The organism is Streptococcus sp. WM07, assembly GCF_004570525.1.
Taxonomy (GTDB): Bacteria; Bacillota; Bacilli; order Lactobacillales; family Streptococcaceae; genus Streptococcus.
Window position 1 is genome coordinate 1 of record NZ_SPPZ01000024.1, and the last position, 25,365, is coordinate 25,365.

Annotated in this window: 24 protein-coding genes and 1 pseudogene; 5 read left to right on the plus strand and 20 right to left on the minus strand. The window is 42.5% G+C overall.

Annotated features, from left to right (window positions below; translation table 11 throughout):
- Nucleotides 1-214 (minus strand): helix-turn-helix domain-containing protein (locus E4T71_RS04335; protein WP_135034965.1); only part of this gene is annotated, 214 nt, incomplete at its 3' end.
- 43 nt (nt 215-257) lie between these two features.
- Here E4T71_RS04335 and E4T71_RS04340 point away from each other — a divergent pair.
- Nucleotides 258-743: pseudogene (locus E4T71_RS04340) on the plus strand (transposase); the annotation flags it as partial.
- Between the two features lie 266 nt (nt 744-1,009).
- On the opposite strand, the gene E4T71_RS04345 reads toward E4T71_RS04340, so the two are convergent.
- From E4T71_RS04345 to E4T71_RS04355, 3 genes are all read right to left on the minus strand, one after another.
- A complete protein-coding gene (locus E4T71_RS04345) occupies nt 1,010-2,062 on the minus strand; it encodes a BMP family protein (RefSeq protein ID WP_135037348.1) in 1,053 nt (350 codons plus the stop codon).
- Between the two features lie 99 nt (nt 2,063-2,161).
- The gene (locus E4T71_RS04350; RefSeq protein WP_135037351.1) at nt 2,162-3,439 is read right to left on the minus strand and encodes a pyrimidine-nucleoside phosphorylase; all 1,278 of its coding nucleotides are present in this window, start codon (nt 3,437-3,439) and stop codon (nt 2,162-2,164) included.
- Nucleotides 3,436-4,026, minus strand: a complete 591-nt coding sequence (locus tag E4T71_RS04355; protein WP_135037354.1) for a class I SAM-dependent methyltransferase — start codon at nt 4,024-4,026, stop codon at nt 3,436-3,438. Before E4T71_RS04355 ends, E4T71_RS04350 begins: the two co-directional genes overlap by 4 nt.
- Nucleotides 4,027-4,115: 89 nt before the next feature.
- Here E4T71_RS04355 and coaA point away from each other — a divergent pair, with 89 nt between their 5' ends.
- Together coaA and rpsT are read left to right on the plus strand one after the other, a co-directional pair.
- Entirely contained in the window at nt 4,116-5,036 is a 921-nt protein-coding gene (gene coaA / locus E4T71_RS04360) for a type I pantothenate kinase (protein ID WP_135037357.1), read from the plus strand.
- Nucleotides 5,037-5,103: 67 nt separating this feature from the next.
- Complete coding sequence (gene rpsT / locus E4T71_RS04365) at nt 5,104-5,340, plus strand: 30S ribosomal protein S20 (RefSeq protein ID WP_135037360.1); 237 nt, start codon at nt 5,104-5,106, stop codon at nt 5,338-5,340.
- 354 nt (nt 5,341-5,694) lie between these two features.
- Here the strand turns inward: rpsT and E4T71_RS04370 are convergent, their stop codons facing one another.
- The 11 genes from E4T71_RS04370 to pcrA all read right to left on the minus strand — a co-directional run bounded on the left by E4T71_RS04370 (nt 5,695) and on the right by pcrA (nt 17,987).
- A complete protein-coding gene (locus E4T71_RS04370; protein WP_135037363.1) occupies nt 5,695-7,074 on the minus strand; it encodes a cell wall metabolism sensor histidine kinase WalK in 1,380 nt (459 codons plus the stop codon).
- Nucleotides 7,061-7,738 (minus strand): response regulator transcription factor, encoded by a 678-nt coding sequence (locus tag E4T71_RS04375; protein ID WP_135037413.1) that lies wholly within the window; start codon nt 7,736-7,738, stop codon nt 7,061-7,063. Before E4T71_RS04375 ends, E4T71_RS04370 begins: the two co-directional genes overlap by 14 nt.
- A gap of 95 nt (nt 7,739-7,833) precedes the next feature.
- On the minus strand, nt 7,834-10,380 hold the full coding sequence (locus E4T71_RS04380; protein ID WP_135037366.1) for a M1 family metallopeptidase: 2,547 nt from the start codon (nt 10,378-10,380) through the stop codon (nt 7,834-7,836).
- Nucleotides 10,381-10,390: 10 nt separating this feature from the next.
- Entirely contained in the window at nt 10,391-11,701 is a 1,311-nt protein-coding gene (locus E4T71_RS04385) for an RsmF rRNA methyltransferase first C-terminal domain-containing protein (protein ID WP_135037369.1), read from the minus strand.
- Nucleotides 11,679-12,488, minus strand: a complete 810-nt coding sequence (locus E4T71_RS04390; protein ID WP_135037372.1) for an inositol monophosphatase family protein — start codon at nt 12,486-12,488, stop codon at nt 11,679-11,681. The genes E4T71_RS04385 and E4T71_RS04390 overlap by 23 nt, the downstream gene beginning before the upstream one ends.
- On the minus strand, nt 12,469-12,741 hold the full coding sequence (locus E4T71_RS04395; RefSeq protein WP_135037375.1) for a UPF0223 family protein: 273 nt from the start codon (nt 12,739-12,741) through the stop codon (nt 12,469-12,471). Before E4T71_RS04395 ends, E4T71_RS04390 begins: the two co-directional genes overlap by 20 nt.
- Nucleotides 12,725-13,144 (minus strand): Spx/MgsR family RNA polymerase-binding regulatory protein, encoded by a 420-nt coding sequence (locus tag E4T71_RS04400; protein ID WP_135037378.1) that lies wholly within the window; start codon nt 13,142-13,144, stop codon nt 12,725-12,727. Before E4T71_RS04400 ends, E4T71_RS04395 begins: the two co-directional genes overlap by 17 nt.
- A 97-nt stretch (nt 13,145-13,241) precedes the next feature.
- The gene (locus E4T71_RS04405; protein WP_135037381.1) at nt 13,242-13,898 is read right to left on the minus strand and encodes an antibiotic biosynthesis monooxygenase family protein; all 657 of its coding nucleotides are present in this window, start codon (nt 13,896-13,898) and stop codon (nt 13,242-13,244) included.
- Entirely contained in the window at nt 13,899-14,822 is a 924-nt protein-coding gene (locus E4T71_RS04410; protein ID WP_135037384.1) for a bifunctional riboflavin kinase/FAD synthetase, read from the minus strand.
- 12 nt (nt 14,823-14,834) lie between these two features.
- Complete coding sequence (gene truB, locus E4T71_RS04415) at nt 14,835-15,716, minus strand: tRNA pseudouridine(55) synthase TruB (protein ID WP_135037387.1); 882 nt, start codon at nt 15,714-15,716, stop codon at nt 14,835-14,837.
- A gap of 9 nt (nt 15,717-15,725) precedes the next feature.
- The gene (gene pcrA, locus E4T71_RS04420; RefSeq protein WP_135037390.1) at nt 15,726-17,987 is read right to left on the minus strand and encodes a DNA helicase PcrA; all 2,262 of its coding nucleotides are present in this window, start codon (nt 17,985-17,987) and stop codon (nt 15,726-15,728) included.
- A 134-nt stretch (nt 17,988-18,121) separates the two neighbouring features.
- Here pcrA and E4T71_RS04425 point away from each other — a divergent pair, with 134 nt between their 5' ends.
- Both E4T71_RS04425 and E4T71_RS04430 read left to right on the plus strand, forming a co-directional pair.
- Nucleotides 18,122-19,327: a cation diffusion facilitator family transporter gene (locus tag E4T71_RS04425; RefSeq protein WP_135037393.1), complete on the plus strand. Its 1,206-nt coding sequence runs from the start codon at nt 18,122-18,124 to the stop codon at nt 19,325-19,327.
- A gap of 323 nt (nt 19,328-19,650) precedes the next feature.
- Nucleotides 19,651-21,111, plus strand: a complete 1,461-nt coding sequence (locus tag E4T71_RS04430; RefSeq protein WP_135037395.1) for an NCS2 family permease — start codon at nt 19,651-19,653, stop codon at nt 21,109-21,111.
- Nucleotides 21,112-21,157: 46 nt separating this feature from the next.
- On the opposite strand, the gene E4T71_RS04435 is transcribed toward E4T71_RS04430, so the two are convergent.
- From E4T71_RS04435 to E4T71_RS04455, 5 genes are all read right to left on the minus strand, one after another.
- Nucleotides 21,158-21,931 carry an acetyl-CoA carboxylase carboxyl transferase subunit alpha gene (locus E4T71_RS04435; protein ID WP_135037398.1) on the minus strand — a complete coding sequence of 258 codons (774 nt, stop codon included), beginning with the start codon at nt 21,929-21,931 and terminating at the stop codon, nt 21,158-21,160.
- Nucleotides 21,928-22,794: an acetyl-CoA carboxylase, carboxyltransferase subunit beta gene (gene accD, locus E4T71_RS04440; RefSeq protein WP_135037401.1), complete on the minus strand. Its 867-nt coding sequence runs from the start codon at nt 22,792-22,794 to the stop codon at nt 21,928-21,930. Before accD ends, E4T71_RS04435 begins: the two co-directional genes overlap by 4 nt.
- A gap of 60 nt (nt 22,795-22,854) precedes the next feature.
- A complete protein-coding gene (locus E4T71_RS04445) occupies nt 22,855-24,222 on the minus strand; it encodes an acetyl-CoA carboxylase biotin carboxylase subunit (protein ID WP_135037404.1) in 1,368 nt (455 codons plus the stop codon).
- 195 nt (nt 24,223-24,417) lie between these two features.
- The gene (gene fabZ / locus E4T71_RS04450) at nt 24,418-24,840 is read right to left on the minus strand and encodes a 3-hydroxyacyl-ACP dehydratase FabZ (RefSeq protein WP_135037407.1); all 423 of its coding nucleotides are present in this window, start codon (nt 24,838-24,840) and stop codon (nt 24,418-24,420) included.
- Nucleotides 24,837-25,256: an acetyl-CoA carboxylase biotin carboxyl carrier protein subunit gene (locus E4T71_RS04455; protein ID WP_245165708.1), complete on the minus strand. Its 420-nt coding sequence runs from the start codon at nt 25,254-25,256 to the stop codon at nt 24,837-24,839. The genes fabZ and E4T71_RS04455 overlap by 4 nt, the downstream gene beginning before the upstream one ends.
- Nucleotides 25,257-25,365 lie beyond the last annotated feature (109 nt).

The following is a 25,365-nucleotide window of genomic DNA, read 5'->3' on the forward strand; positions in this document are numbered from 1 at the left end:
TAAGGAGTGCCTCTAAACCTCCTTCTAGATAACGGTTCAATAAGTTTCGTACAGTTTGATGAACAAAACCTACTGATTTAGCTACTGCTGTTAAATTCTGACATTCAGAGTAGAGAATGAGAGCTTGAATTTTCCTATGGTGCTGTGCATTCTTTTTATCTTTCAGGGCTTGCTTCAATTCGCTAATTTGATATTCATTTAGTTCGACTTTCATACCTTATAGTATACAGCTATTTTTGTTTTTTGTTAAGTATAACTATTGCGATAGGATGTTTCTTTTAGAAAGACAGTGGGAGGAGCTAGAACCAGAAATCAGACATCAAAAACGACAAGAAGAGCTCCGTCCCTTGATGGAAGAATTCTTTGATTGGTGTCGGGAGCAGTATGTCTTACCAGAGTCTAAGTTAGGCCGTGCTCTTAAATACAGTTTGGATTATGAGTCCACATTCAAGACTGTATTGGAAGATGGACGTCTAGTTCTCTCTAATAATCTGGCAGAGAGGGCTATTAAATCCTTGGTTATGGGACGTAAGAATTGGCTATTCTCCCAAAGTTTAGAGGGAGCAGAGTCAAGTGCTATTATTATGACCCTGCTTGAGACAGCCAAAGTCCATCAACTTGATAGTGAAAAATATATAGCTTATCTTCTAGAACATTTGCCAAACGAGGAGACTCTCGTAAAAAAAGAGGTTCTAGAGGCTTATTTACCATGGGCTCCAAAAATCCAAGAGAATTGTAGATAAAGAAAACTCCAAGATTATAAGCAGATTGCTTTTAATCTTGGAGTTTTGTCAATATACTCTGTTATTGGGCGCTTACGATCAAACTTCCTCGATCTCGCTCTATCACAGCAGCAATACTTTTTCGTAGTTGCTTCTTTACTTGATTTGGCATTCTATCCACCTCCTTTAGCCTAAGTATAGCAAAAAAAGGATTTCGAAAGCTCATAAATTGAGCTTTCGAAATCCTTAACTTAATGACATTGGGGAGAAACCCGACTTCTTTTTAATTATTTAGCAGGAACTTCTAGGTCACCAGAAGTAATTTTGTCTTTTGCTTCTTTGACAGCTGCTTTTGCATCATCAGATAAGTTTGTTTCTGCAAGGTCAACACCTTTATCTTTCAAACCATAAGTGATGTGTTTACCGCCTGGGAATTTACCATCTTTAGCTTGATTAGCCAAGTCTTGAACAGCTGCTCCAACTTCTTTCAAGGTAGAAGCTAGGACAAAGTTAGACTCTTTTCCATCCTTAGATTTATAGCTTCCCTCATCCTTCTGGTCACGGTCAACACCGATAACCCAAACTTTTTCTGCTTCGTCTTTAGTTTCGTTCAAATCTTTTGCTTCTTTGAAGACTCCAACACCAGTACCACCAGCTGCTTGGTAAATAACGTCTACACCAGCTGAGTATTGAGCTTGAGCGATTGACTTACCTTTAGCGGCATCACTGAAAGAACCTGCATAGTCAACACGAACATTGATAGAAGGATCTACAGATTTAACACCAGCTTCAAAACCTTTTTCAAAACGAGTGATAACTTCAGATTCCATACCACCGATGAAACCAATTTCTTTAGATTTCGTTGTCTTAGCAGCAGCCACACCAGCTAGGTAAGCAGCTTCATTATCCGCAAAAGTTGCTGAGGCAACATTATCCATGTTGTCAATCACTTCATCGATGATGACGTAATTTGTATCTGTACGATCTTTTGCGGCTGCTTCTACGGCGTTACGAAGAGCAAATCCAATACCGAACACCAATTGGTTACCGCTTGAAGCAGCTTGCTCAAGGTTGTTTGCATAGTCTGACTCACTTTGTGATTGGATATAGCCGATACCATTTCCTTCAGAAAGACCATTTTCTTTCCCCCAAGCCATCAAACCTTCCCAAGCAGATTGGTTAAAGGACTTGTCGTCAACTCCACCAGTATCTGTTACGATAACTGCTTTAAGGTCTGTTTTAGCATCGGCGTTTTGACTTGCAGAACGGTTACCACAAGCTACTAAAGTTAGCGCAGCTACTGCCGTCAAACCGATACCAAACCATTGTTTCTTGTTCATATTGAACCTCCTAAAAAAATGTTAAAACTGATGAGTGATTGCCATCACTAAGCAAAAGACAATGTTCAGGATGTCGAAGTGGAAAACTATCCGGCTCTATTAACGAACGATTTCAATGATTTCCTTGATTTCGACCTCTTCATTTCCTATTTTAACATTTTCCAGAAATTCTTCAAGCATAACTTTCGGAATTTCCGAATTTGCGTAAATTCTCGCTAAAACTTCCCCGTCTTCTACTCGATCCCCCACTTTTTTCTCAAAAACAATACCTGTTTCGAAATCAAGTGGATCCGTTTTAACAGCACGACCGGCTCCCAATTTCATCGCAAACAAACCATAGTAAAGAGCTGGAAGTTCTGTAATATAGCCACTTGTTGGCGCTTTAATTTCATAGACTTCTTGGACTTGAACTGGACGGTAAAGATCTTCTAAATCTCCACCTTGAGCCACCACCATTTCTTCCAATTTCGCCAAAGCTGAACCGTTTTCAAGATGAGAATGGACCTCCTCAACAGACTTTTCAACTCCCGCTAAAGCTAACAACATTTGCCCTAACTCGCTTACAAAGTTCGTAATATCCGAACGACCTTGCCCCTTTAAAATCTCAATAGCTTCTAGCAATTCTAAACGGTTTCCAATCGCACGCCCCAAGGGCTGGCTCATATCAGTAACAACTGCCACCGTCTCACGGCCAACAGCTTTCCCCAGATTAACCATAGTCGTCGCTAACTCACGCGCTTCTTCAATGGTCTTCATAAAGGCCCCCTGTCCGACTGTCACATCTAAAAGAATAGCATCCGAACCCGCGGCAATTTTCTTACTCATAACCGAACTAGCAATTAACGGGATAATGTCCACTGTTGCCGTCACATCTCGAAGAGCATATAGTAATTTATCTGCTTTAACCAGCTGATCGGACTGACCAATAACAGAAATACCAATATCCTGTACCTGTTGAATGAAATCAGCTTCGGGAATCTCCACCTGTAAGCCTTTAATCGACTCTAATTTATCCAAGGTTCCACCTGTATGCCCTAGACCACGACCGCTCATCTTAGCAACCGACACTCCGAAACTGGCTACTAGAGGTGCCAAAATCAAGGTCACCTTGTCCCCAACACCACCGGTAGAATGCTTATCAACCTTAATACCCGGAATTGCTGACAAATCCACTTGATCTCCACTAGCCACCATCGCCATGGTCAGATCGCTAATCTCCCTTGTATCCATTCCCTTGAAATAGATAGCCATAGCCATGGCTGCCATTTGATAATCAGGAACCGTTCCATCTACATAGCCCTCAATAAGCCAATCAATCTCTTCCTTACTTAAGCTATGACCATCACGTTTCTTCTGAATTAAATCAACTGCTCTCATTCCTTCACACTTCTAAGGATGTAATAACCCTTATCCTTTCTAATAATATCACAATTGCCAAAGACTTCTTCCATCTTCTTCTTTGCACTTGGTGCCCCTTGTTTCTTTTGAATGACTAGGGTCAAATCTCCCCCAGACTCCAAGTATCCCGGTGCCTCCTCAATAATCCTATGAACCACCGATTTACCTGCTCGGATAGGAGGATTGGAGATAATATGGGTAAATGTCCCTGCAACCTGATCATACACATCGGAAGCAAAAATACTAGCCTCCACCCCATTGGCCTGGGCATTCTTAACTGCCAAGTCTAGAGCCCTTTCATTGACGTCCACCATCGTCACTACCTGTTCCTGCACCTTCGCCAAGGCAATTCCCAAAGGCCCATAGCCACAACCTAGATCTAACAGCGACCCTCCTGGTACAAAATCTAAGCTTTCCAACAAAACGCGCGACCCATAGTCCACCTGTTTTTTTGAAAACACACCAGCATCGGCTAGAAAACGAAAATCCGCTCCCAAAAGAGATACGCGTAACTCTCGTACATCATGTGCAGCATCTGGCTGCCGCTCAAAATACATCTTACTCATAGGTTTATTCTAACATATCTAGGAGCATTATGGAAACGGTTTACAGTCCAGCAACCCTATGATATACTAGGCGAAGAAACGAGGATACTATGCAGGAATTTTTTAATTACCGTCAAATAAATAGGGAAGATTGGAGTCAATTACAATCCGATTTTTCCAAAGCTGGCTTGACTCAGTCAGAATTAGATGCCATTCGCAGCCTCAACGACCCCATCCAACTAGAGGAAATCAAGGCGATCTATCTTCCTCTTATCCGTTTACTTCACATATATAAGAAAAATAAGGAAGCACTCAACCAGTCCAAAGGAGCTTTCTTGGACAAAGCTGTAACTAGATCTCCTTTCATCATTGGAATTGCGGGCAGCGTGGCCGTCGGCAAATCCACTAGCAGTCGCCTATTACGACTCCTGCTCCAACAGACTTACCCTGAATTACAGGTAGATTTGGTAACAACCGATGGCTTCCTTTATCCCAACGCTCATCTAGAGTCCAAACAAATGATGCATCAAAAAGGTTTTCCACAATCTTATGATATGGAGAAATTACTAGACTTTCTGGATCATATTCGGAACGGTGATGCCTATGATGTCCCTCTCTACTCTCATGAAAGTTACGATATTTTACCCGATCAGTTTTTTCACTTGGAAAACACCGATATCTTAATTGTAGAAGGAATCAATCTCTTTCAAATCTCAGATCAACCCAACCTTTATAGTCTCGATTATTTTGATTTTTCCATCTATATCGACGCCCCCACTGCCCTCATCGAGCAATGGTATTTGGAACGCTTTCTCAAATTGAGAGAGTTAGCTATGGACAAACCTGAAAATTACCACCATCGCTTCAGTCTAATGAGTCCAATTGAGGCCTTAAACTATGCGCGACATATTTGGGAAAGTATCAACTTGGTCAATCTGCAACAGTATATTCAACCGACACGAAACAGAGCTCAAATGATTCTCCATAAAGATCAGAACCACAAAATTGATAAAATCTACTTAAAAAAATGAATTCTCCTTGTCAATCGTCCAAAATTTCTGTATAATTAGATAGTTATTACATATGGAGGTGAACATTTTGGCAAATATTAAATCAGCTATCAAACGCGCTGAATTGAACGTAAAACAAAACGAAAAAAATTCAGCTCAAAAATCAGCTATGCGTACTGCTATCAAGAACTTCGAAGCTAACCCAACTGAAGAACTTTTCCGTACTGCATCTGCTGCTATTGATAAAGCAGAAACAAAAGGTTTGATTCACAAAAACAAAGCAAGCCGCGATAAATCACGCCTTGCTGCTAAACTTGCTAAGTAAGAAAGTTAGAAGCTCCTTGTGAGCTTTTTTCTTTTGCCTCATTAAGGGGCTAAAACAGATGAAGAAACCACCTAATCTATTTTTTATGACTGCCATTAGGACAGCTCTATAACTCAACCCTTTCATTTCATAGGTATTCCCTTATCTCCCTATCACTAGGCATGATAGCAAAGAAGATACAGCCATATTCGACATCAAATTCTATGATCCCTAGCTCACTGACATCATGATTTGAAAGAATGGTTTGTAATTCTGTCCCTCCATTTCTCTCTATCCCATTTTCGAAATATAAGATAGGAGAAATCCTGAGACAACAAACTTCAATAACATAGCACAAAACAGGTTAGGAAATTCCTAACCTGTTTTGTGACTGTCTTTATTTTCTTTCCTAGCCTTCCGGCGTCCACGATAGCGTTTCTTGCCCTCTTTGCTAAGGGTGAGTTCAAAGATACTTCCTGTAGGTGTATTGTCTTTGACTTGGATATCTGCATTCAAAGCATCAATGATTTGTTTAGCCAAGGAGAGGCCCAAACCAAAGCCTGAACTTTGACGAGTACGAGCCTTATCGACACGGTAAAAGCGATCAAAAATACGTGTCTTATCTTCATCAGAAATCCCAATTCCATTATCCCAAACTTGGATCCGAAGATCACCGTTACGATCTTGGGAATAGAGCTGAACCCCAACCTGACCGTCCTCCTCGGTGTATTTAATAGCATTATCAAAGAGAATCGTCAAAACCTGTTTCAGCAAAACCTTGTCTGATTGAATTTGTCCTTGAAAGTCATTAACATACTGGAAATTTTTTCCATTTTCCTGAGAAACTAATTCAAAATTTTCCAGAATATCTTCAAAAAATTTAGAGTCAATCGTTTCTAGAACAGGAATAATACCGTCATCACGACGGGCCATATTAAGAAGATTCGTCGTCAACTTCCGCATATTTCGAACTTCTTCCAAACTAGCCGCAACTGACTCACTTTCATCCAAAATTGTCGCTTGAGGCTTACGGAAAAGTCCCTCCAAGCGGTTTTGGAGAACCGCTAATGGAGTGCGGAGCTCGTGACTGGCATTCTCAATAAAAGTCTTTTGGCGCTGCATGCTATCAAGGATGGGCGCCATCGTCATCTTGGCCAAATAATAACTAGCAATAATAGATATCAACCAGAAAATTGTCATCACCATGATAACCGTTTTCTCATTATTAGCGTTGGTCGCTTGGATTTGATTGGTATTGATTAACACAGAAGCATAGGCGATTCCTTCAATAGACTGAGATAATTCTAAGGGAAAACAGATTTCTCGGAAAGATTCGATTTCTCCAAAAGTTGTTCGCATCTCCACCTGACGAATTTTATGGAAATCCTTTTTTAAATTCAATTTCAATTCTGTTGTATCCACTAAATGACTTGGCGTTGAAAGAACCTCACCTTTTTCATTAAAAAGAAGAACTTCAGAATTGGCAGAAAGTGGAGCCTCGATATTTTTAAGATCTTTTTCAATCCCTGCAATATTTTCCGAATAACTATTTAAAGACCGCAAAGCAGCCAAAACCGTTGCTTCAGAATTCTGACTATAATTCCGTAAGGTTGTATCAACAGAACTGTAGATCCCCGACCGCATGATTTGTAGGTTCAAGAGCGTCATGGTTCCAAAAATCAAGGTAAAAACGGTGACATAGCGAACAAAATAAGGAAAATTAGCAGATTTGACTTTGTCTCTAACCTTCTTCATGTTTCAATATATATCCTACACTTCTAAGCGTCTGCAAATGTTCTGCAAAAACACTACCTTTGAGCTTCTTACGAATCTTAGACACATACACTTCAACAACAGATATCGTGGTATCTGAATCAAACCCCCAGATACGGTCAAAAATTTGGGACTTAGGTAAAATAACATTTTGGTTTTGCAAGAAATAGACCAGTAGATCAAACTCCTTCCCCAAAAGCTCCACCTCTTCCCCGGCCATCTTGGTGCTATTAGTATTGAGATCTACCTCAATGTCCCCATAAGTTAATTGATTAACATTGAACTTTCCTGAACGCTTGAGTAAGGCCTGAATCCGCATCTTCAATTCCTCAAGATAGAAAGGTTTCGTCAAATAGTCATCTGCTCCCAATTCAAAGCCATGCCCCTTGTCTTCTAAACTTTCTTTGGCTGTCATAATCAAAACTGGAGTACTGACACCTTTTTCACGCAATTCTTGAAGAACTTGGAAACCATCTTTTTCTGGCAACATCAAATCAAGAAGAATCAAATCATAGATACCGGATTCTGCCTCGTAAAGACCTTCTTCTCCATCAAACACCTGCATAACATCCGCAAAATCATCCAAAAAATCAAACACAGAATTGGATAAATTCAAGTCATCTTCGACCAACAAAATCTTAATCATCATTACTCCTCTTTCAAAAAGGCTTGGAGCCTGTCTAGGTCCCAAGCCTGCGGTAGATCTTTTCTCCTATTTTAACTGCGGAAACTTAAAAAATCCTAATTTTCTTTAAGAGCTGCAAGCACCTGTGCCCGATCACGTTCCATTAAGGCTACACGCGCCTCAATTTCATTGATTCCCATAAGAATATTCCGCTGCATCGCCATATCTTCCACTTTTGGTTGGAAGAATTCCTTATAGGCCTGTAATTGGTCACGACGGTGAAAACTATTAGCCGGATAGATAATGTACCTATCGAAGGACATATCTCCTCCCAATGCATCCACAATCCAATCCCAGTTTTGGCAAGCCCAGTTCCAAGCCAAAGGACTCGCTGTTGCTTGAAGTAAGAAAACTCGATACCAAGAAAGCGCCAAATCTTGTGGTTTCACCACTGATTTATCCCGCCATTTTGATAGAAGCAACTGAAAATGTTCCTCCTCTTGTGCATATGACAAGGCAGTAGCCAACTGACGTTGGAAGGTACCATCGGTTGCCCCTTGGTACAAATCAAGATAGAGCTCTACTAGCTCTCTTGATTCAGACGATTTCATTTGGTTGATTAATACTTGTGAGCGAATAGAAGCAGGTGTGTCTTCCAGATTGTTTTTATACTGCTCAAAAATAGCTGCGACACCTTCTACAACAGGACTAGCTTCCGCTTCTACCAGTTGGCTGAGGGCTACTTGGCGAACCAACTCATCCTGTTCCGCTTCTCCAGCTTGTGGAATTAAGCCTAAGGACTCGATAGCCGGCCCAAAAAGCTGAGATACTTTCTGGTTCAAGACAGCTCGGGCTTGCTCCTCTTCTTCTAGGAATCGAGCTAAGGCACGAACGACATTAGCCCAGGCAGAGAGAACGATAAAAGCCTTCTCTTCTGGCCATTTTTCCATCAAAGCAAGCAAAGCAGCATAAGAAATCCGTCCAGATTCCGCTAATAATTGCTGTTCCTGAATCAGTTGCAGACGGCTAGTAGCATCAAGGTTAGACAGGTTTTCCAACAAGGAGGTACCAACTGAACCTTGATAGTCACAAATATAATGAGCTGTGTTTCCATCATTGAGGCGAAGTGCTCCCGCTTCTGCATTTGCAGCCGCTAACTCGGCATAACCAGGAATCACCAACGTCTTGTCGGTCATCATATCAGGAAGCCCTTGCCAATTACTATTGAGCGGAATATGCCACAAACGTTGTTTATCTTCTCCTTGCCCCAAGAAGAATTGCTCCTGGGTCAACACTAAATCATCCCCCTCTAGAGTAACCGTGACAACTGGATAGCCTGGCTGCTCCAACCAAGATTCCATAAAGGCGCCAACTTCCCTACCAGAAGCAGATTCTAAGGCAGCCCAGAGATCAGTCCCTACTGTATTGCCATATTGATACTTACGGAAGTAGGCTCCCAAGCCTTTAGAAAAGACTTGATCTCCCAACCAACGATGCAACATATGCATGAGACGGCTCCCCTTAGCATAAACAATCGCAGGATCAAAGAGTGTATTCACCTCATCTGGATGATTCACAGCTACATGGACAGATTGCACGCCATCTGTCGCATCCCGGCGTAAGGAAAGTGGAATACCAGTAGTCTGGAAGTCTTCCAAAATATTCCAACCTGGCTCCAAATGGTCCACGCTGACATATTCCATCATGTTGGCAAAGCTCTCATTTAACCAGAGATCGTCCCACCATTGCATGGTAACCAGATTACCAAACCATTGATGAGCTACTTCATGGGCAATTACCAAAGCAACTTGTTGACGACTGTGGAAACTTGAATTCGCATCCACCAAAAGGTAGACTTCCCGATAGGTTACCAATCCCCAGTTTTCCATAGCTCCTGAAGAGAAGTCAGGTAAAGCTAGGTGCAAAGATTGAGGAATAGGATAGGGTACATCAAAATAATCTTCGTAGAAAGCAATCACACGCTTGGCAATATCCAAGGCAAATTCGAGATTTCTTTCTGGATGCGCCTTGCTAGCATAAACACCAACCAAGGTACCACGCTCTGTTCGATCAGTGATTCCTTGAAGATCACCAATCCCAAATGCCAAGAGATAGGTCGACATCCGAGGTGTCCGCTCAAAGGTCCAGATACCTGTTTGCTCCCCTCGCCCAGGCTCCTGTTCTGGCATATTGGAAAGGGCTATTTCCCCCTCTGTTTGGTCAAAACGCAGAGTCAGATCAAAAGTTGCCTTTGCTTCTGGTTCATCGACGCAAGGAAAAGCTTCGCGAGCAAAGTGACTCTCAAATTGAGTCGAAATAATTTCCTTATCCTGCCCCTCCAAGCGATAGTAAGAAGGGTAAATCCCCGTCATGCGATCGTTGATATTCCCTTGATAGGTCACCACAACTGTAACATCTCCGGTTTCAAGACTAGAAGCCGTCACCAAATCATTTTCTTGATCAACCACAAAATCTCGATCTTGTCCCGCAACAGATAGAGATAGAATTTCTAGGTCTTTCTGATGTAACGATAAATCACTGGCTGATAAGTGTCCTTGGATGGTCACCTGACCTGAAAAGATACGAGTCTTACGATCAATCATGAGATCTAGATCATAATGTTCTGGTTGAAATTCTCGATATAAACGTCGTAATTCTGCCATAATTTCCCCTTTATTGAAAACGTAAACCTTTAGGATAGTGATTTTTCACCATCCCTTGGCTAATTTTGACAAAACCTAAGCCATTTTGACCACAAACTAATTGATACCAGCCGTTTGATGGATTTCCTTGTGCTGGTAAGCTTTGACCAGCTACATAGGCTTTAAAATCTTCTTCTGGTAACTCATAAATCCGTAGCGATTGGCTCGGCTTTAAAGCAACCCCCAAAGCAAAACTAGGTTCAAAACGCTTTTTCTTGAAGGTTCCCAGATGTAAACCATTCCGAGCAATCCGTATCTTATCTAGGGTCGGTAGACCTTCCGGTAACAGATACAACTCATCTCCAAATGTTTGCAATACTCCTGTCAAGCCCTCTTTCAAATGAGCTTTTTCAAAGGTTTGCCACAAGTTTTTTTGGTCTGCATTCAAATTGCTCCGTGTTCCCTTGAATTTCTTAGCCTTGTTTGTCCCTCGATAATGCAAACGGGCTAGAAATTGTCCCTCCCCTTTGAAGTGATGGGGATACATCCTAGCTGTCTCCGTAAGATTCAAGCCTGAAACCATCCCATTTTTAAGAGGTACTTGCTCCAAATCAAAGTCATATTCTGATAGTAACCAGGAAACAATCTCCTCATTTTCCTCTGGAGCCCAAGTACAAGTTGAATAAACAAGACGACCACCCGGAGCCAGCATCGTAACAGTAGCCTCTAAAATTTCCCGTTGGAGACTAGCACACTGCTCAGGATAGTCCAACGTCCAGTAATCCATAGCATCAGCCTGTTTCCGAAACATACCTTCTCCGGAACAGGGAGCATCTAGAACAATAACATCAAAGAATCCCTTAAAGACACGACTTAAAGCTTTTGCATCTGTATTAGTCACCACAGCATTCTGGGCTCCAAAGCGCTCCATGTTTTCAACCAATATCTTAGCTCTTTTGGAAGAAATTTCATTAGAGACTAAGAACCCCTGATTGTTAAGGTAGGACAAAATGTGGGTCGATTTGCCACCCGGGGCCGCTGCCAAGTCCAAAACCTTCATGCCTGGTTCAATACCCGCAGCATCGACTACCATCTGGGCTGCTGGCTCCTGCGAATACAATTGTCCCGTCACATGTTGCAAAGATTTCCCTGATACTTTTCCATAATAGGACCATGGCATTCCCGGTATTGGCTCCGCTCCTTGAGGAAGTTGTAGAGATTCTTTCAAGGGATTCACCCGAAAGCCCGCAACCGGCTCCTCTTCAAACGTCGCAAAAAAAGCTGCACTTTCTGAACCCAGGATGGTCTGATACTTCTCTTTAAACCCTACCGGAAAAGGCATGACTGGTACCCCCTTTGATTTTTTCCAAAAAATAATCCTCTAAATGGGCTGGAATTAAGAAAACCGGTTGCTTCCCTTGAAAACGGAGGGATTCCCCTTGAGCTTCTACCAACTTGTATCCTAAAGATTCAGATAACACATAGGCTGCTGCATAATCCCAAGGCTCCAAATAGGACGCATAGGTCAAGAGCTTCCCCTGCAAGACCTTGAGAAAACTAATTCCCGCACTACCATAAACACGAACACCCAGGCTATCTCGAGCAATATCAGCTAAGCCAAAGCTGTTGCCGTGTAACATCGCTGCATTTCCCGACACCAAGGATCGTTCCACAGAGACACAAGCTGCCTGTCCTTCATAGCGAACTCCATTGCGAAAAACAGGTAGACTTCCTCCTCCCGATAGAAGAACATGGTTCATAACATCGTAAATCATCGCAAAACCTGCCTGCCCATCCTGGAAAAAGGCCAACATCATCGCAAAATTTTCCCCTTGGGCTATCAAATTATTAGTTCCGTCGATAGGATCCAAAATCCAGACAGCTCCAAACTGAGCATTCGGTTGCTCCGTCTTTTCCTCTGCAAAAAAATGATCATTTGGAAACATTTGACTTAAATGTGTGATAAAAAAATCTTGCACAGCTACATCTAAATTGGTGACCAAATCTGTGCGACCCTTTTTACAATCAATTTCTAAAGGTTGTCTTAAAGCCTTCCTCACCATCTCCGCGGCCTCTTGCATCAAACTCAATGCCACTTCATAGCGGAACTTACAGTCGAATTCTGCCATTCCCTCGCTCCCTAGCAGCTTGTTGTGCTCGATACAAGGAGTATCCACTAGCTGCCTCAAATTCACGTCCCAAAGTCTTTTCCAGAGCCTTTCCTGGGACAACTTGTTTAAATTTCTCATAAGCCTCTAGAAGGACACGTGCTTCCACACCACCTTCATAAGCTTCTTCCACGCGATTGAAAAAAGAGAGTACCGAAGCCAATTCTTCAGTACTCCAACTCTCATCAAACGGATAACTATACTGATTCCTCATGTCGATCAATCTCCGCTCTTAATGTTGCATTTTTTAATTCTTGTTTACGATAGCCCCTAGGTAAGAAAACCCTAATTTCATCCTCATTAAAGCCAACTTGAAGGCGCTTGGAATCAAGAATAATCGGACGACGTAAAAGACTAGGATTTTGCTCAATCAAACTTAGGAGTTCTGAAATGGGCAACTCCTCTAAATCTACATTTAATTTCTGAAATATCTTGGAACGTGTTGAAATAATATCGTCCGTTCCATTTTCTGTCAACGATAAAATATGACGCAATTCTTCAACTGTCAAAGGACTCGTCATAATATTATGTTCTTGAAAAGGAACCTCGTGTTTGGTTAACCAAGCACGCGCCTTTCGACAGCTGGTACAGCTGGGGGATAAGAATAAAGTAATCATCGTAAGATTCGCCTTCCAACCTACATACTATATCCATTTTATCAAAAATGGAAGGGATTTCCTAGTCTTTTTTGAAAACTTAAAAAAACTTGTAGAATTACAAGACCCCTAAATCCCATAATTCAATTCCTCGTGTAGCTACCACATCCATTCCTAGCGAGAAATCTACTAAATCCTGTGGCTCCCATCTCAAGGTCACTTCCTCATGCTTGAAACCTTCCTCATCCGCCAGTAAATCTTCCTCTTTTTGCTGAGAAAAAATTTCAAATTGATACCAATCCTCAGGCGATTGTTTATCACAACCGAGATAGAAAGCATGTAAGCCTTCTTTTTGGAAAACATATTTCTGAGTTAGACGATTCAGGCGATCCTTGGCTTCAAGATTCGGAGCCTCTCCTTGGAATAGGGTCAAACGTAAGCCTGAGCCTACCTGTGGCAAGTCTTTGCTCAATTTTTCTAACAAGATGAGCCCCTCGAGACGAACATAAGCTTGTTCGCGCACAAATGGCTGTGTTAACTCTTGGTAACGCTGATAACTCTCCGAATTGAGATAGTCAAGATAGGCTTGCTCTGAAGTGAAAATTTCCAAAATCAAATACAGATCCTCTTGTTCGGGACTCCGAAAAGCATAAAAACTAATTAGGTTTTGCTCAACTTCTTGAAAGTAGCTAGCTAAATTGCCCAAAAGTCTTAAAAACTCAACCTTCTCATCTGGGTGGATTGAGATTCGAAACAAATTCATTACACGGTTCATCTAGGTACGCTCCTTCCATTCCCTCGCTTTTACTGCATCATCTTCTAATTGCTCAATCAAAGACTGAACACTTGTAAATTTTACCATATCTCGTAAGCGGCACAGCCAATCAATTTTTAAACGATGGCCATAGATATCAGCTGAAAAATCAAAAATATTGACTTCAAAACGCAACTCATCTCCATCAAAGGTGACGTTTTTACCAACTGAAGCCATACCACGATAGACCTTTTCACCTTCATGAACATTTACTACATAAACTCCATCTGAAGGCATATGAACTCGATCTAAAGGAGCCAAGTTAGCTGTTGGATAACCAATCGTTCGTCCCCGAGCATCTCCATGAACTACAATACCACAGGTCTGATAAGGTCTTCCTAAAAGGTCCGCCACTTCTTGAACCTCTCCCTGCGCCAGTGCTTGACGAATCCGTGTCGAACTGACCTTTTGTCCATCCAAATCGTAAGATGGAACAATCTCTACCTGACCTGGAAAAGAAGAGGAGAGAAGCTGAGCTCCTTGTCGGTCACAGCCAAAATGGTAATCGAAGCCAACTACTAATTTCTGAGGCTTGAGACTGGCCACATAGGTATCCAGAAATTCTTGTCCTGTCAAGCTTCCAAACTCGCTGGTGAAATCCTGTAAGTAAAGTAAGTCAACACCGACCTCTTCCAATAATTCCTCTCGCAATTCTGGACTTGATAAATGCAGCAGCATATCCGTTCGAAAACGACTAAAAGCCAGTTGTGGAGATTCTGGAAACGTCAAGAGAGCCACCTTCAAACCAGACTGATCTGCCAGCTGCCGAGCCCGTTTAAACAATTGTTGATGCCCCTTGTGAATCCCATCAAAATAGCCTAAAACTAAAATAGTTGGCTCTGTTTGATGAATATCCCGCCAATTCTGAATGGTTTGTTTTTTCATTCTTTCTCCTTACTAGACAAATACCTTGTGAGGTTTAAACATATCTCCTTTTTTCTCCAGAATCGCTAACAATTTACCTTCATAAAAAGCAGCTACACGGTTTTGAGAAACTGCCGCCTGAATCCAACGTCCATATCTTAATTCCTCAGTTTCTTCCCGACTCAGCTCATAAGCAGGTAGACTGGAAACCCCATATTCCAAAGGCAACAGGAATGTCTCTTGGCCTTGTGCTACCAATTCTTCAATCGCCTCTAAACGATAAGCTGATTCCAAACTTAGACCAGCTGATTGGGTACGTACCAATCGAGACATGTGACTGGAAAAACCTAACCGCGATCCCAAATCCACCGCTAACGTCCGAACATAGGTCCCTTTCGAACAACTCACTCGGAAGTCAAAACGTACAAGCCCGTTTTCCCAACGCAGCTCTGATTGGCGTGAAAACTCCTGGATGGCGACCTGACGGACTGGACGCTCTACTTCTTCTCCAGCTCTAGCATATTCATAAAGCTTACGCCCTTTCACCTTCACGGCTGAGTACATCGGAGGAATCTGTTGAATGGTTCCTTCTAAAGTCGCCATAGCGGCATCAATCTGATCAAGTGTGACTTGACCTTCCTGAATCGGGGTTTCTTGAATCCGCTCTCCCCAGGCATCTTCTGTAGTTGTAGCATAGCCTAGAGTTATTTCACCTTCGTAGATTTTACCACCATCTTGCATATATTCAATGAGCCGAGTTGCCTTACCAACAGCAATTGGCAAAACTCCAGTCACTTGAGGATCCAAGGTTCCACCGTGCCCAATTTTTTTCGTTTTCAAAATACGACGAAGTTGCCCTACCACATCGTGGCTGGTCATCCCTGCCGCCTTATTCACCGCAATCATTCCATCCATAGCTTTCTCCTAAATTTTTTCAATGGGAGCCAAAGCTGCCAATACTTTCTTCACACCTAACTCTGGGAAGGAAATCTTCAATTCCTGGGCATCTCCAGAACCAGAAACTGCCAAAACTGTTCCCGGCCCCCATTTCCGATGGGCTACTTGATCTCCAATTTCCCAAACAGTAGTCGCCACCTGACTTGTAGGAGCTTGACTTCTCAATGACTGAGGTTGAGCAGCTTGTTTCCGCAAGCGAATCGCTTCTTCTAAACTCATACCCTGACCAAATTTTTGCCCTGCTTGATTCGTATAAGATACTGCAAAACTAGTATTAGCTGGCTTCGCCAACCCTTGGTAATCTAAAAGAGAACTTGACATTTCATTCAGGAAACGACTCGGCTTATTGTAGCTTGTTCGACCATAAAGAAGGCGCGAATTAGCATTGGTCAAAAAGAGTCCTTCTTCTGCCCTTGTAATTCCCACATAAGCTAAGCGCCGTTCTTCTTCCAACTCATCTGGATCTTGGCTAGCACGAGATAGGGGGAATACATTTTCTTCCATACCAATGAGGAAAACAAAGGGAAATTCCAACCCTTTAGCCGCATGTAAGGTCATAAGGGTTACCTCAGCAGCTTCTACTTCCCCTTCATCTGCTTCTGAGCTCAGGGCTAGATCCACCAAAAATCGTCCTAGACGATCCAATCCAGTTTCACCGTCTTCTGCTTCCCCCTCGTCAAAGGACTGGGTAACGGATAGAAACTCTTGGATATTCTCCAGACGACTCTGAGCTTCCACTGTGCGTTGGGCTTCCAGACTCTGGCGATAACCCGAATCGTCTAACAGAGTGTTGACCAGTTCCGTCACGGTCCACTGATCTAACTGCTGACGTAAGCGATTCATCATTGTCGCAAAATCTTCAACGGCTTGAGCTGCTTTCCCTTTCAACGGAGATAGGATGAGATCGCTACTAGCTTCTAGAAGAGAGAGTCCCTGCTGCTGGGCAAAATCCCGCAACTTGTTAACAGTTCCTGGACCAATCCCACGTTTGGGTTCATTAATAATCCGCTCAAAACTAATATTATCCTTGGGATTGGCCAATAAATTCAAATAAGCAACCAAGTCACGAATCTCTTTACGGCTGTAGAACTTCGTTCCGCCAACCATGGTATAGGGAATCGCCGACTTCATCAAGGATTCCTCAATTGTCCGGGATTGGGCATTCGTTCGATACAAGACCGCTATATCTTTATAATTCTTCCCTTCTTCTAAAACCAGTTGCCGAATCGTCTTAGCAACGAAGAAAGCTTCTTCCTGTTCATTGGTTGCCCGGTAATACACTAAGCTTTGACCTTCGGGATTCTGTGTCCACAATTTTTTAGGACGACGGTTTTTATTGTGAACAATCACCTCATTCGCAGCTTGCAAAATCTTTTTGGTAGAGCGGTAATTTTCCTCTAAGAGGACGACCTTGGCGGACTTGTAATCCCGTTCAAAATCCAAAATATTTTGCATGTCGGCACCTCGCCAACCATAGATGGACTGATCCGCATCACCAACGACACAGATATTTTGAAAGCGAGAAGCCAACAGCTTAACCAACTGGTACTGAGCTTGGTTGGTATCTTGGTATTCATCTACATGAATGTATTGGAACTTTTGCTGATAATAGGTTAGCACATCTGGATTCTGATCAAAAAGGCGTAAGGTCATCATAATGAGATCGTCAAAATCCATTGCTTCGGATTGTCGCAATTCTCGCTGGTAAGCCTTGTAACATTTGGCTACAACTTGGCTATACATATCACTAGCCTGCGCTTCATAAGCTCGATCGTCTATTAACTCATTTTTCGCATTCGAAATTGTCCCTAGAACAGCCCGCTCATTCCATTTCTGTGGATCCAAATTAAGTTCTTTAAGAATCCGCTTCATCAAGGTTCGTTGCTCTCCTGGATCGACAATCGTAAAATTGCGGTTATAGCCTATATAATCTGCATCCCGACGCAAAATTCGGACACACATAGAATGGAAGGTCGCAATCAAACAATCTTGCGTTGCTGGATTTAAAGCAAAAGCCCGTTCCTTCATCTCCCGCGCCGCCTTATTCGTAAAGGTAATCGCTAAAATATTCCAGGGGTTCACCATTTTTTCATCAATGAGATAGGCAATACGATGGGTCAGAACTCTCGTCTTACCTGAACCTGCCCCTGCCATAATCAGCAAAGGACCTTCCGTTGTTTGGACCGCCTCCGCCTGGCGCTCATTCATACCCGCTAACAGTGGATTCATCTTGTCTCCTTGTAATTGTGAAAATATCTTCCCCCATTATAACATTTGACGCCTTTAACCTCCAATCTCGGTCATTGAATTTCCTAGTCCCTTTTGTTAAACTTTTTGAAAAAAGAAAAAAAAAGGAAGATCCAATGTCCAGTCCAACTCAGAATTTAAAAATGGCGGAACGCGGTGCACTTCTAGCCATCGCAACCTATATCCTGCTGTCTATCTTCAAAATTATCACTGGTCATCTCTTCGGATCCGCTTCCATCACAGCCGATGGGTTGAATAATATGACTGATATTTTAGGTAATGTCGCTGTCCTTATTGGCTTACGCCTAGCCCAAAAACCTGCAGATCGCGACCACAAATTCGGGCATTGGAAAATGGAAGACCTTGCTAGCCTCATTACCTCACTGATTATGCTACTAGTCGGTTTTCAAGTCCTCTTCCAAAGCATGGAAGACCTGCTCCAAGGTAAGCAAGAGAGTTTTGACCCCCAAGCTATCTGGGTGGGGCTTTTCTCCGCTTTAGTCATGACTGGAGTCTACCTCTACAACCGTAATCTAGCCAAACGTGTACATTCTAAAGCCCTTGAAGCTGCAGCTATGGACAATCTTTCCGATGTGCTTACGTCCTTGGGAACAAGCTTAGCCATTCTAGCAAGTCAATTTCAGTTCTATCTCATCGATAAGATTATTGCGATTATTATCAGTCTCATTATCCTCAAAACCGCCTACGATATCTTCCGAGAAGCCACTTTTTCTCTCTCCGATGGCTTTGATGAAAATCTTTTAGAACAGTATAGCCAAAGCATTCTAACAGTTCCCAAAATTGACCAAGTCAAAGAAATCAGAGGTCGTAGCTACGGAAGCCATATTTACCTCGACCTAATCCTAGCTATGAACCCCGATCTCTCCGTCTACGAAAGCCACACAATTGCCGATCAAGTTGAGCACTTGCTCCAAGACCAATATGGCGTCTTCGACATCGACATCCACATCGAACCCTCTCCCATTCCAGAAGATGAAGACATGGACTTCCTCCTCAAAAAACTCTTCCTCTACCAAAGCCAGGTCGAAGCTGGACAAAACCTCGACGACTACATCGCCGAGGACTTCACCTACATCCCTATGAACGGCCAAGTCCAAGACCGTACCGCCTATCTAGTAGCCAAACACCAAGAAATGGCCTTCAAAAAATTCCAAGTCAAATCCATCAGCCAAAAAACAAAACTAGTCTCCTACCAACTCAACGGCAAGCAACACACCACCATCTGGCGCCGCCACGAAGACTGGCAACAGATCTTCCATCAGGAGACTCAAATTGGGAAAGAGGGAGATAAGTTGGGATAACATTAAAACTTATTCACGTTACATAAAAAGAATAGCTTGGAATCAATAATTCTTATGGATATGATTCTAAGCTATTTTCATTTTTGAAGACTTAAGAGAAATATCAAATTACCGTTTAGGACGTTTCAATGACCGTAATATACTTCGCTACGGTCTTTTCATTTATAAAAGTAATCTTTTTCTACAAAATCATTGATAAGCAATGATGTACTAAATCGCTTGGTTTAATCACCCAAGCAATTTATTTTGGATAAACAACTTGAAATACGAATGAAATTAAGTTAAACTATTTGTATCATTCGTAAATAAAGGAGACATAATCCGTGGAACGGTTTTTTAATTTAAAGGAATACGGTACAACCGTATCAACTGAGATCATGGCTGGGATTACAACTTTCTTCGCTATGTCTTATATTTTATTTGTCAATCCAAGCGTGCTTAGTGTAGCTGGAATGCCGACTCAAGCAGTTTTCTTGGCAACGATTATTGCTAGTGCGGTTTCAACCTTGGTGATGGGACTATTTGCCAATGTTCCTTATGCCTTGGCACCAGGAATGGGACTCAACGCCTTCTTTACCTACACAGTTGTTATCGGTCTTGGTTTTACTTGGCAGGAAGCCCTAGCCATGGTATTCCTCTGTGGTCTCTTTAACGTTTTCATTACGGTTACTAAAGTTCGGAAAAGTATCATTAAAGCGATTCCGGTCAGCCTCCAACACGCGATTGGTGGAGGTATCGGGGTCTTTGTAGCCTACCTTGGTTTCAAAAACTCCAACCTCATTACCTTCCTTACTTCGGCTTCGGACATTATCACCGTCAATGGTGTTGCTCCTGCTGAAGCTACTTCCGAAACTTTTGCCAATGGCATCACTTCTGTCTTTGCAGGTGGCGGGGTTGTCCCTTCTATTTCAACGTTCACTGATGCCAGCGTTCTCTTAACAGTATTTGGACTTCTTTTAACAGCTGTTCTGGTTATCAAAAATGTACGAGGAGCTATTCTTATCGGAATTATTGCCACAACTCTGGCAGGAATTCCAGTTGGTGTTGTTGATCTCTCTACTATTGACTTTGCCAATAACAATTTAGGAACAGCTTTTGGAGAATTGGGTACTACTTTCCTAGCTGCTTTCGGCGGACTTTCCTCTCTCTTTTCCGACTCTAGTCGTTTACCTTTGGTTCTGATGACCATCTTTGCTTTTAGTTTATCCGACACTTTCGATACACTCGGAACCTTTATTGGAACTGGCCGCAAAACTGGAATTTTCTCTGCTGAAGATGAAGAAGCTCTTGAAAATTCGACTGGCTTTAGCTCAAAAATGGATAAGGCTCTCTTTGCAGATGCAATCGGAACTTCTATCGGAGCCCTCTTTGGAACTTCTAATACAACTACCTTTGTAGAGTCAGCAGCCGGTATCTCTGCTGGTGGTCGGACAGGTCTTACAGCTGTCTCAACAGCGATCTGCTTCCTACTCTCAACTCTTATTCTTCCCTTCATCGGTATTGTACCAGCAGCTGCTACTGCTCCAGCCTTGATTATTGTCGGGGTTATGATGGTATCATCCTTCTTGGATGTTGACTGGAGCCAATTCGAAGATGCTCTCCCAGCCTTCTTCGCAGCCTTCTTTATGGCTCTTTGCTTCTCTATTTCTTACGGTATTGCCGCAGCCTTTATCTTCTACTGCTTGGTTAAAGTTTCAACGGGTAAAGCTAAAGAAATTCACCCAATCCTTTGGGGATCCACAGCTCTTTTCATTCTAAACTTTATTATCTTGGCTTTACTTTAATAACTGTAAAACGGACTTTCGCTCGAAAGTCCGTTTTTTCTGTTCATTAATATTTCCTAAACCGTTGGTAGCGATCTTCTAGCAGTTGTTCTATTGATAAAGCGGATAACCGAGCCAACTCTTCAACCAAATGGTTCTTAATTTGTTGAACAATTTCTCGGGAAAAATAGCCGCGTTCTGGAATAATCTTGTCGACAATCCCCTGCTTTTTTAATTCAGCTGCTGTCATCTTCATCAATTCAGCGGCTTCTGACGCTCTGCTGCCATCCTTCCATAAGATTGAAGCAAAACCTTCTGGACTTAGGATGGAATAGGTTGTGTTTTCTAACATCCAAACCTGATCGGCAACTGCAAGTGCCAAGGCTCCACCAGAACCTCCTTCACCAATAATAATTGCAATAATCGGTACCTTAAGGTCACTCATTTCCAAAAGGTTTCGGGCGATGGCTTCTCCTTGTCCTCGTTCTTCCGCTCCTTGCCCTGGATAGGCACCAGCGGTATTGATGAAGGTTACAACGGGTCGTCCAAACTTTTCTGCCTGTTTCATTAGGCGGAGGGCTTTACGGTAACCTTCTGGGTGTGGTTGTCCAAAATTGCGCTTCAAGTTGTCATGGAAGTTTTTTCCCTTTTGGATGCCAACGACCGTTACTGCTCGTCCATCTAGTTTTCCAATACCTCCAATAACAGCCGAATCATCACGGAAGTTACGGTCTCCATGCAATTCGAAAAAATCATCAAAAATCGTTTTGGCATAATCCAGAGCTGTCAAACGCCCTTGATTTCGGGCCTCTTTTAAAATATGAGCTACCTTGCTGGTCATTTGCTTCCCCCATGAACATTTAATAATTGTCCAACTGTATCTGGTAAGTCTATCCGTTTCACAATTGCATCCACAAAACCATGTTCCTGAAGGAATTCCGCTTTTTGAAAATCATCAGGAAGATTTTCACGCACTGTTGTTTCAATAACACGGCGACCTGCAAAACCAATTAAGGTCTGGGGTTCCGCAAGAATAATATCTCCCTCCATAGCAAATGATGCAGTAACACCGCCAGTTGTTGGATCTGTTAGAATGGTGAGATAAAATAAACCTGCATTGGAATGGCGCTTTACTGCCGCTGAAATTTTTGCCATTTGCATGAGCGAGAGAATCCCCTCCTGCATGCGTGCTCCTCCAGATGCCGTAAAGATGACCACTGGTAATTTTTCTTGAATGGCATATTCAAACAGACAGGTAATCTTTTCTCCGACAACAGTTCCCATGGAAGCCATGATAAAATTAGAATCCATAATAGCAAGTGCTGTTACTTGCCCTTGAATTTTGGCCCTACCTGTTAATACTGCCTCATCCAATCCTGTCTTTGCCCTTGTAGCCGCTAATTTTTCCTGATAATTAGGAAACTTGAGCGGATCCCTTGTTTCAAAACCTGTAAACATCTCTTCAAAGGTCCCTTCATCAACCATGAGAGCTAAACGTTCCTGGGCTGAAATCCGAAAATGATAGGAACAGTCAGGGCAAATCTTAGCAGTCCCTAAATCTTTTTGATAAATCGCCGCTTTACAGGCTGGACACTTGGCAAAGAGTTCGTCAGGTACTTCTGGCATCTCCCGTTTTACCATTCTTCTAACCGAACGGTTGGGATTGATACGGATATATTTTTCTTTTCGATTAAATAGTCCCATCTAGTCTCCTTTCCTCTCGTTCATTTTTCAATAAAAGAGGCTGGACTCAAGTTCCTGCCCCTAGTCTTTTTCAGCATAGGTTGGTAAAAATTCTTCCATTAAAAAACTAGTATCGTAATCTCCGGCAATCACATGACTATCGGAAATAAGATCCAGTTGAAAGTCAACATTTGTGACAATCCCTTCAATCTCTAGTTCATAGAGGCTTCGTTGCATCTTCATCAACGCATCAAAACGATTCTCGCCATGAACAATGACTTTTGCAATCATGGAGTCATAATAAGGTGGGATGGTATAACCTGGATAAACTGCTGAATCCACGCGCAAGCCGACACCACCTGACGGTAAGTATAGATCCGTGATTTTTCCAGGGCTGGGCGCAAAATTGAATTTTGGATTTTCAGCATTGATGCGACACTCAATGGCATGACCTGTCATCTGAATCTCTTCTTGTTTATAGGATAATTCTTGACCCGCGGCAATCCGAATTTGCTCTTTCACGATGTCAATACCGGTCACAAATTCAGTTACGGGATGCTCAACCTGAACACGAGTATTCATTTCCATAAAGTAAAACTCACCCTTTTGCTCATCAAGGAGAAATTCAATGGTTCCTGCATTTTCGTAGTTCACTGCCTGAGCCGCCCGTACTGCTGCTTGCCCAAGTTTCGTGCGAAGGGTTTTTCCAATCGCAATCGAAGGCGCTTCTTCCAAAACCTTTTGATTGTTCCGTTGGAGGGAACAATCTCGTTCTCCCAAGTGGATAACATTGCCAAAAGAATCCCCTAAAATCTGGACTTCGATATGGCGAGCGGGGTAAATCACTTTTTCAATATACATAGCACCATTGCCAAAGGCGGACTTGGCTTCTTGAGAAGCAGACTCAAAAGCAGGTAGCAACTCCTCTTGGCTTTTCACTTTTCGAATCCCTTTCCCACCACCACCTGCCGATGCCTTGAGCATAACCGGATAGCCCAGTCGATTTGCAACCTCCAAGGCCTCATCAGCAGTAACAACTTCTCCATCCGATCCTGGGATAACAGGAACCTTAGCTTTTATCATTTCTGAACGGGCATTGATTTTATCCCCCATCTTATCCATAACCAGACCAGCAGGTCCAATAAAGATAAGATTCATCTCTTCACACATGGTTGCGAACTTTGAATTTTCACTCAAGAAACCAAATCCAGGATGAATCGCTTCTGCTTGGGTGATGATCGCTGCGGATAAAACCGCATTCATATCCAGATAAGAATCCGTCGATTTCGCAGGGCCAATACAGATAGCTTCATCCGCCAAGGCAACATGGAGGGCTTCTCTATCTGCTTCAGAATAAACCGCAACTGTCGTAATCCCCAGCTCACGGGCTGCCCGAATAATCCTTACGGCGATTTCGCCACGATTGGCAATTAAAATTTTCTTGAACATCTTCTTCTCCTTTGATGGAGTTTTATACCTCACTAATTTCAAAACCAAAATACCCCAAAATTTCAAAGAAATAACCAGAAAAGCCGATAAGAATCATGCAACAGAACTAAGAGACCTGTTGCATATACCTGATGAGGCGTGCAATCAGTTCATCATAAAGGCTTAACAAAGTCAGAATTTGAAATGTAATGAGTATTAGCTTCCAATGGCAAAAGTCAGGACACCGGAAGCAGCCAATTGACCGTCAACTTCCGCGGTTGCTTCCACAACTGCAATCGTACCACGACGTTTGATAAATGTAGCCGTCATGACCAACTGGTCTCCAGGGACTACTTGTTTTTTAAATCGAACCTTGTCCATTCCAGCGTAGAAAACCAGTTTGCCTTTGTTCTCTTCTTTCGACAGTTCTAAGACACCGGCTGTTTGTGCTAGAGCCTCCATAATGAGGACACCTGGCATAACTGGGTATTGAGGGAAGTGTCCTTGGAAAAAAGGTTCATTGATAGTGACATTCTTTAGCGCAACAATCTCATCTTCCGAGACCTTCAGAACCCGATCCACCAATAGAAAGGGGTAACGATGCGGAAGTACTTCCTTGATTTGATTTAAATCCATCATTTGATACGTACCAAGCCTTTTCCAAATTCTACAATTTCTTCATTTGCGACTAAGATTTCTGTCACAACACCATCCTTAGGTGCCGGAATTTCATTCATAATTTTCATAGCTTCGACAATCAATAGTGTTTGACCTTTTTTAACCATGTCCCCTACAGAAATAAAAGCTGCTTTATCTGGACCCGGTGACAAGTAGGCTACTCCAACAAGTGGACTCTCGATAAGATCACCTTCAGCAGAAGCCACAGATTCCTCAATAACTTCTACTTGTGCAGGTGAGGTTTCTGAAACAGCTGTCTGACTCGTTTTTGCAGGAGTTTCTTGCCCCACTACCGCTATGGGAGCATGTTCATTTTTAGAGAAGCTCAACGTATCCGTATTATTTTTATAAGAAAATTCGTAAGCGCCCAATAACAAGGTATCTTTAACCGAACTAGAAATCTAGCTATACTAATCTTATAAATCATCAGGATGGAGATTGATATGGTAGATTCTCGCTCGTTCACTAGGATAAATTTATGTGATT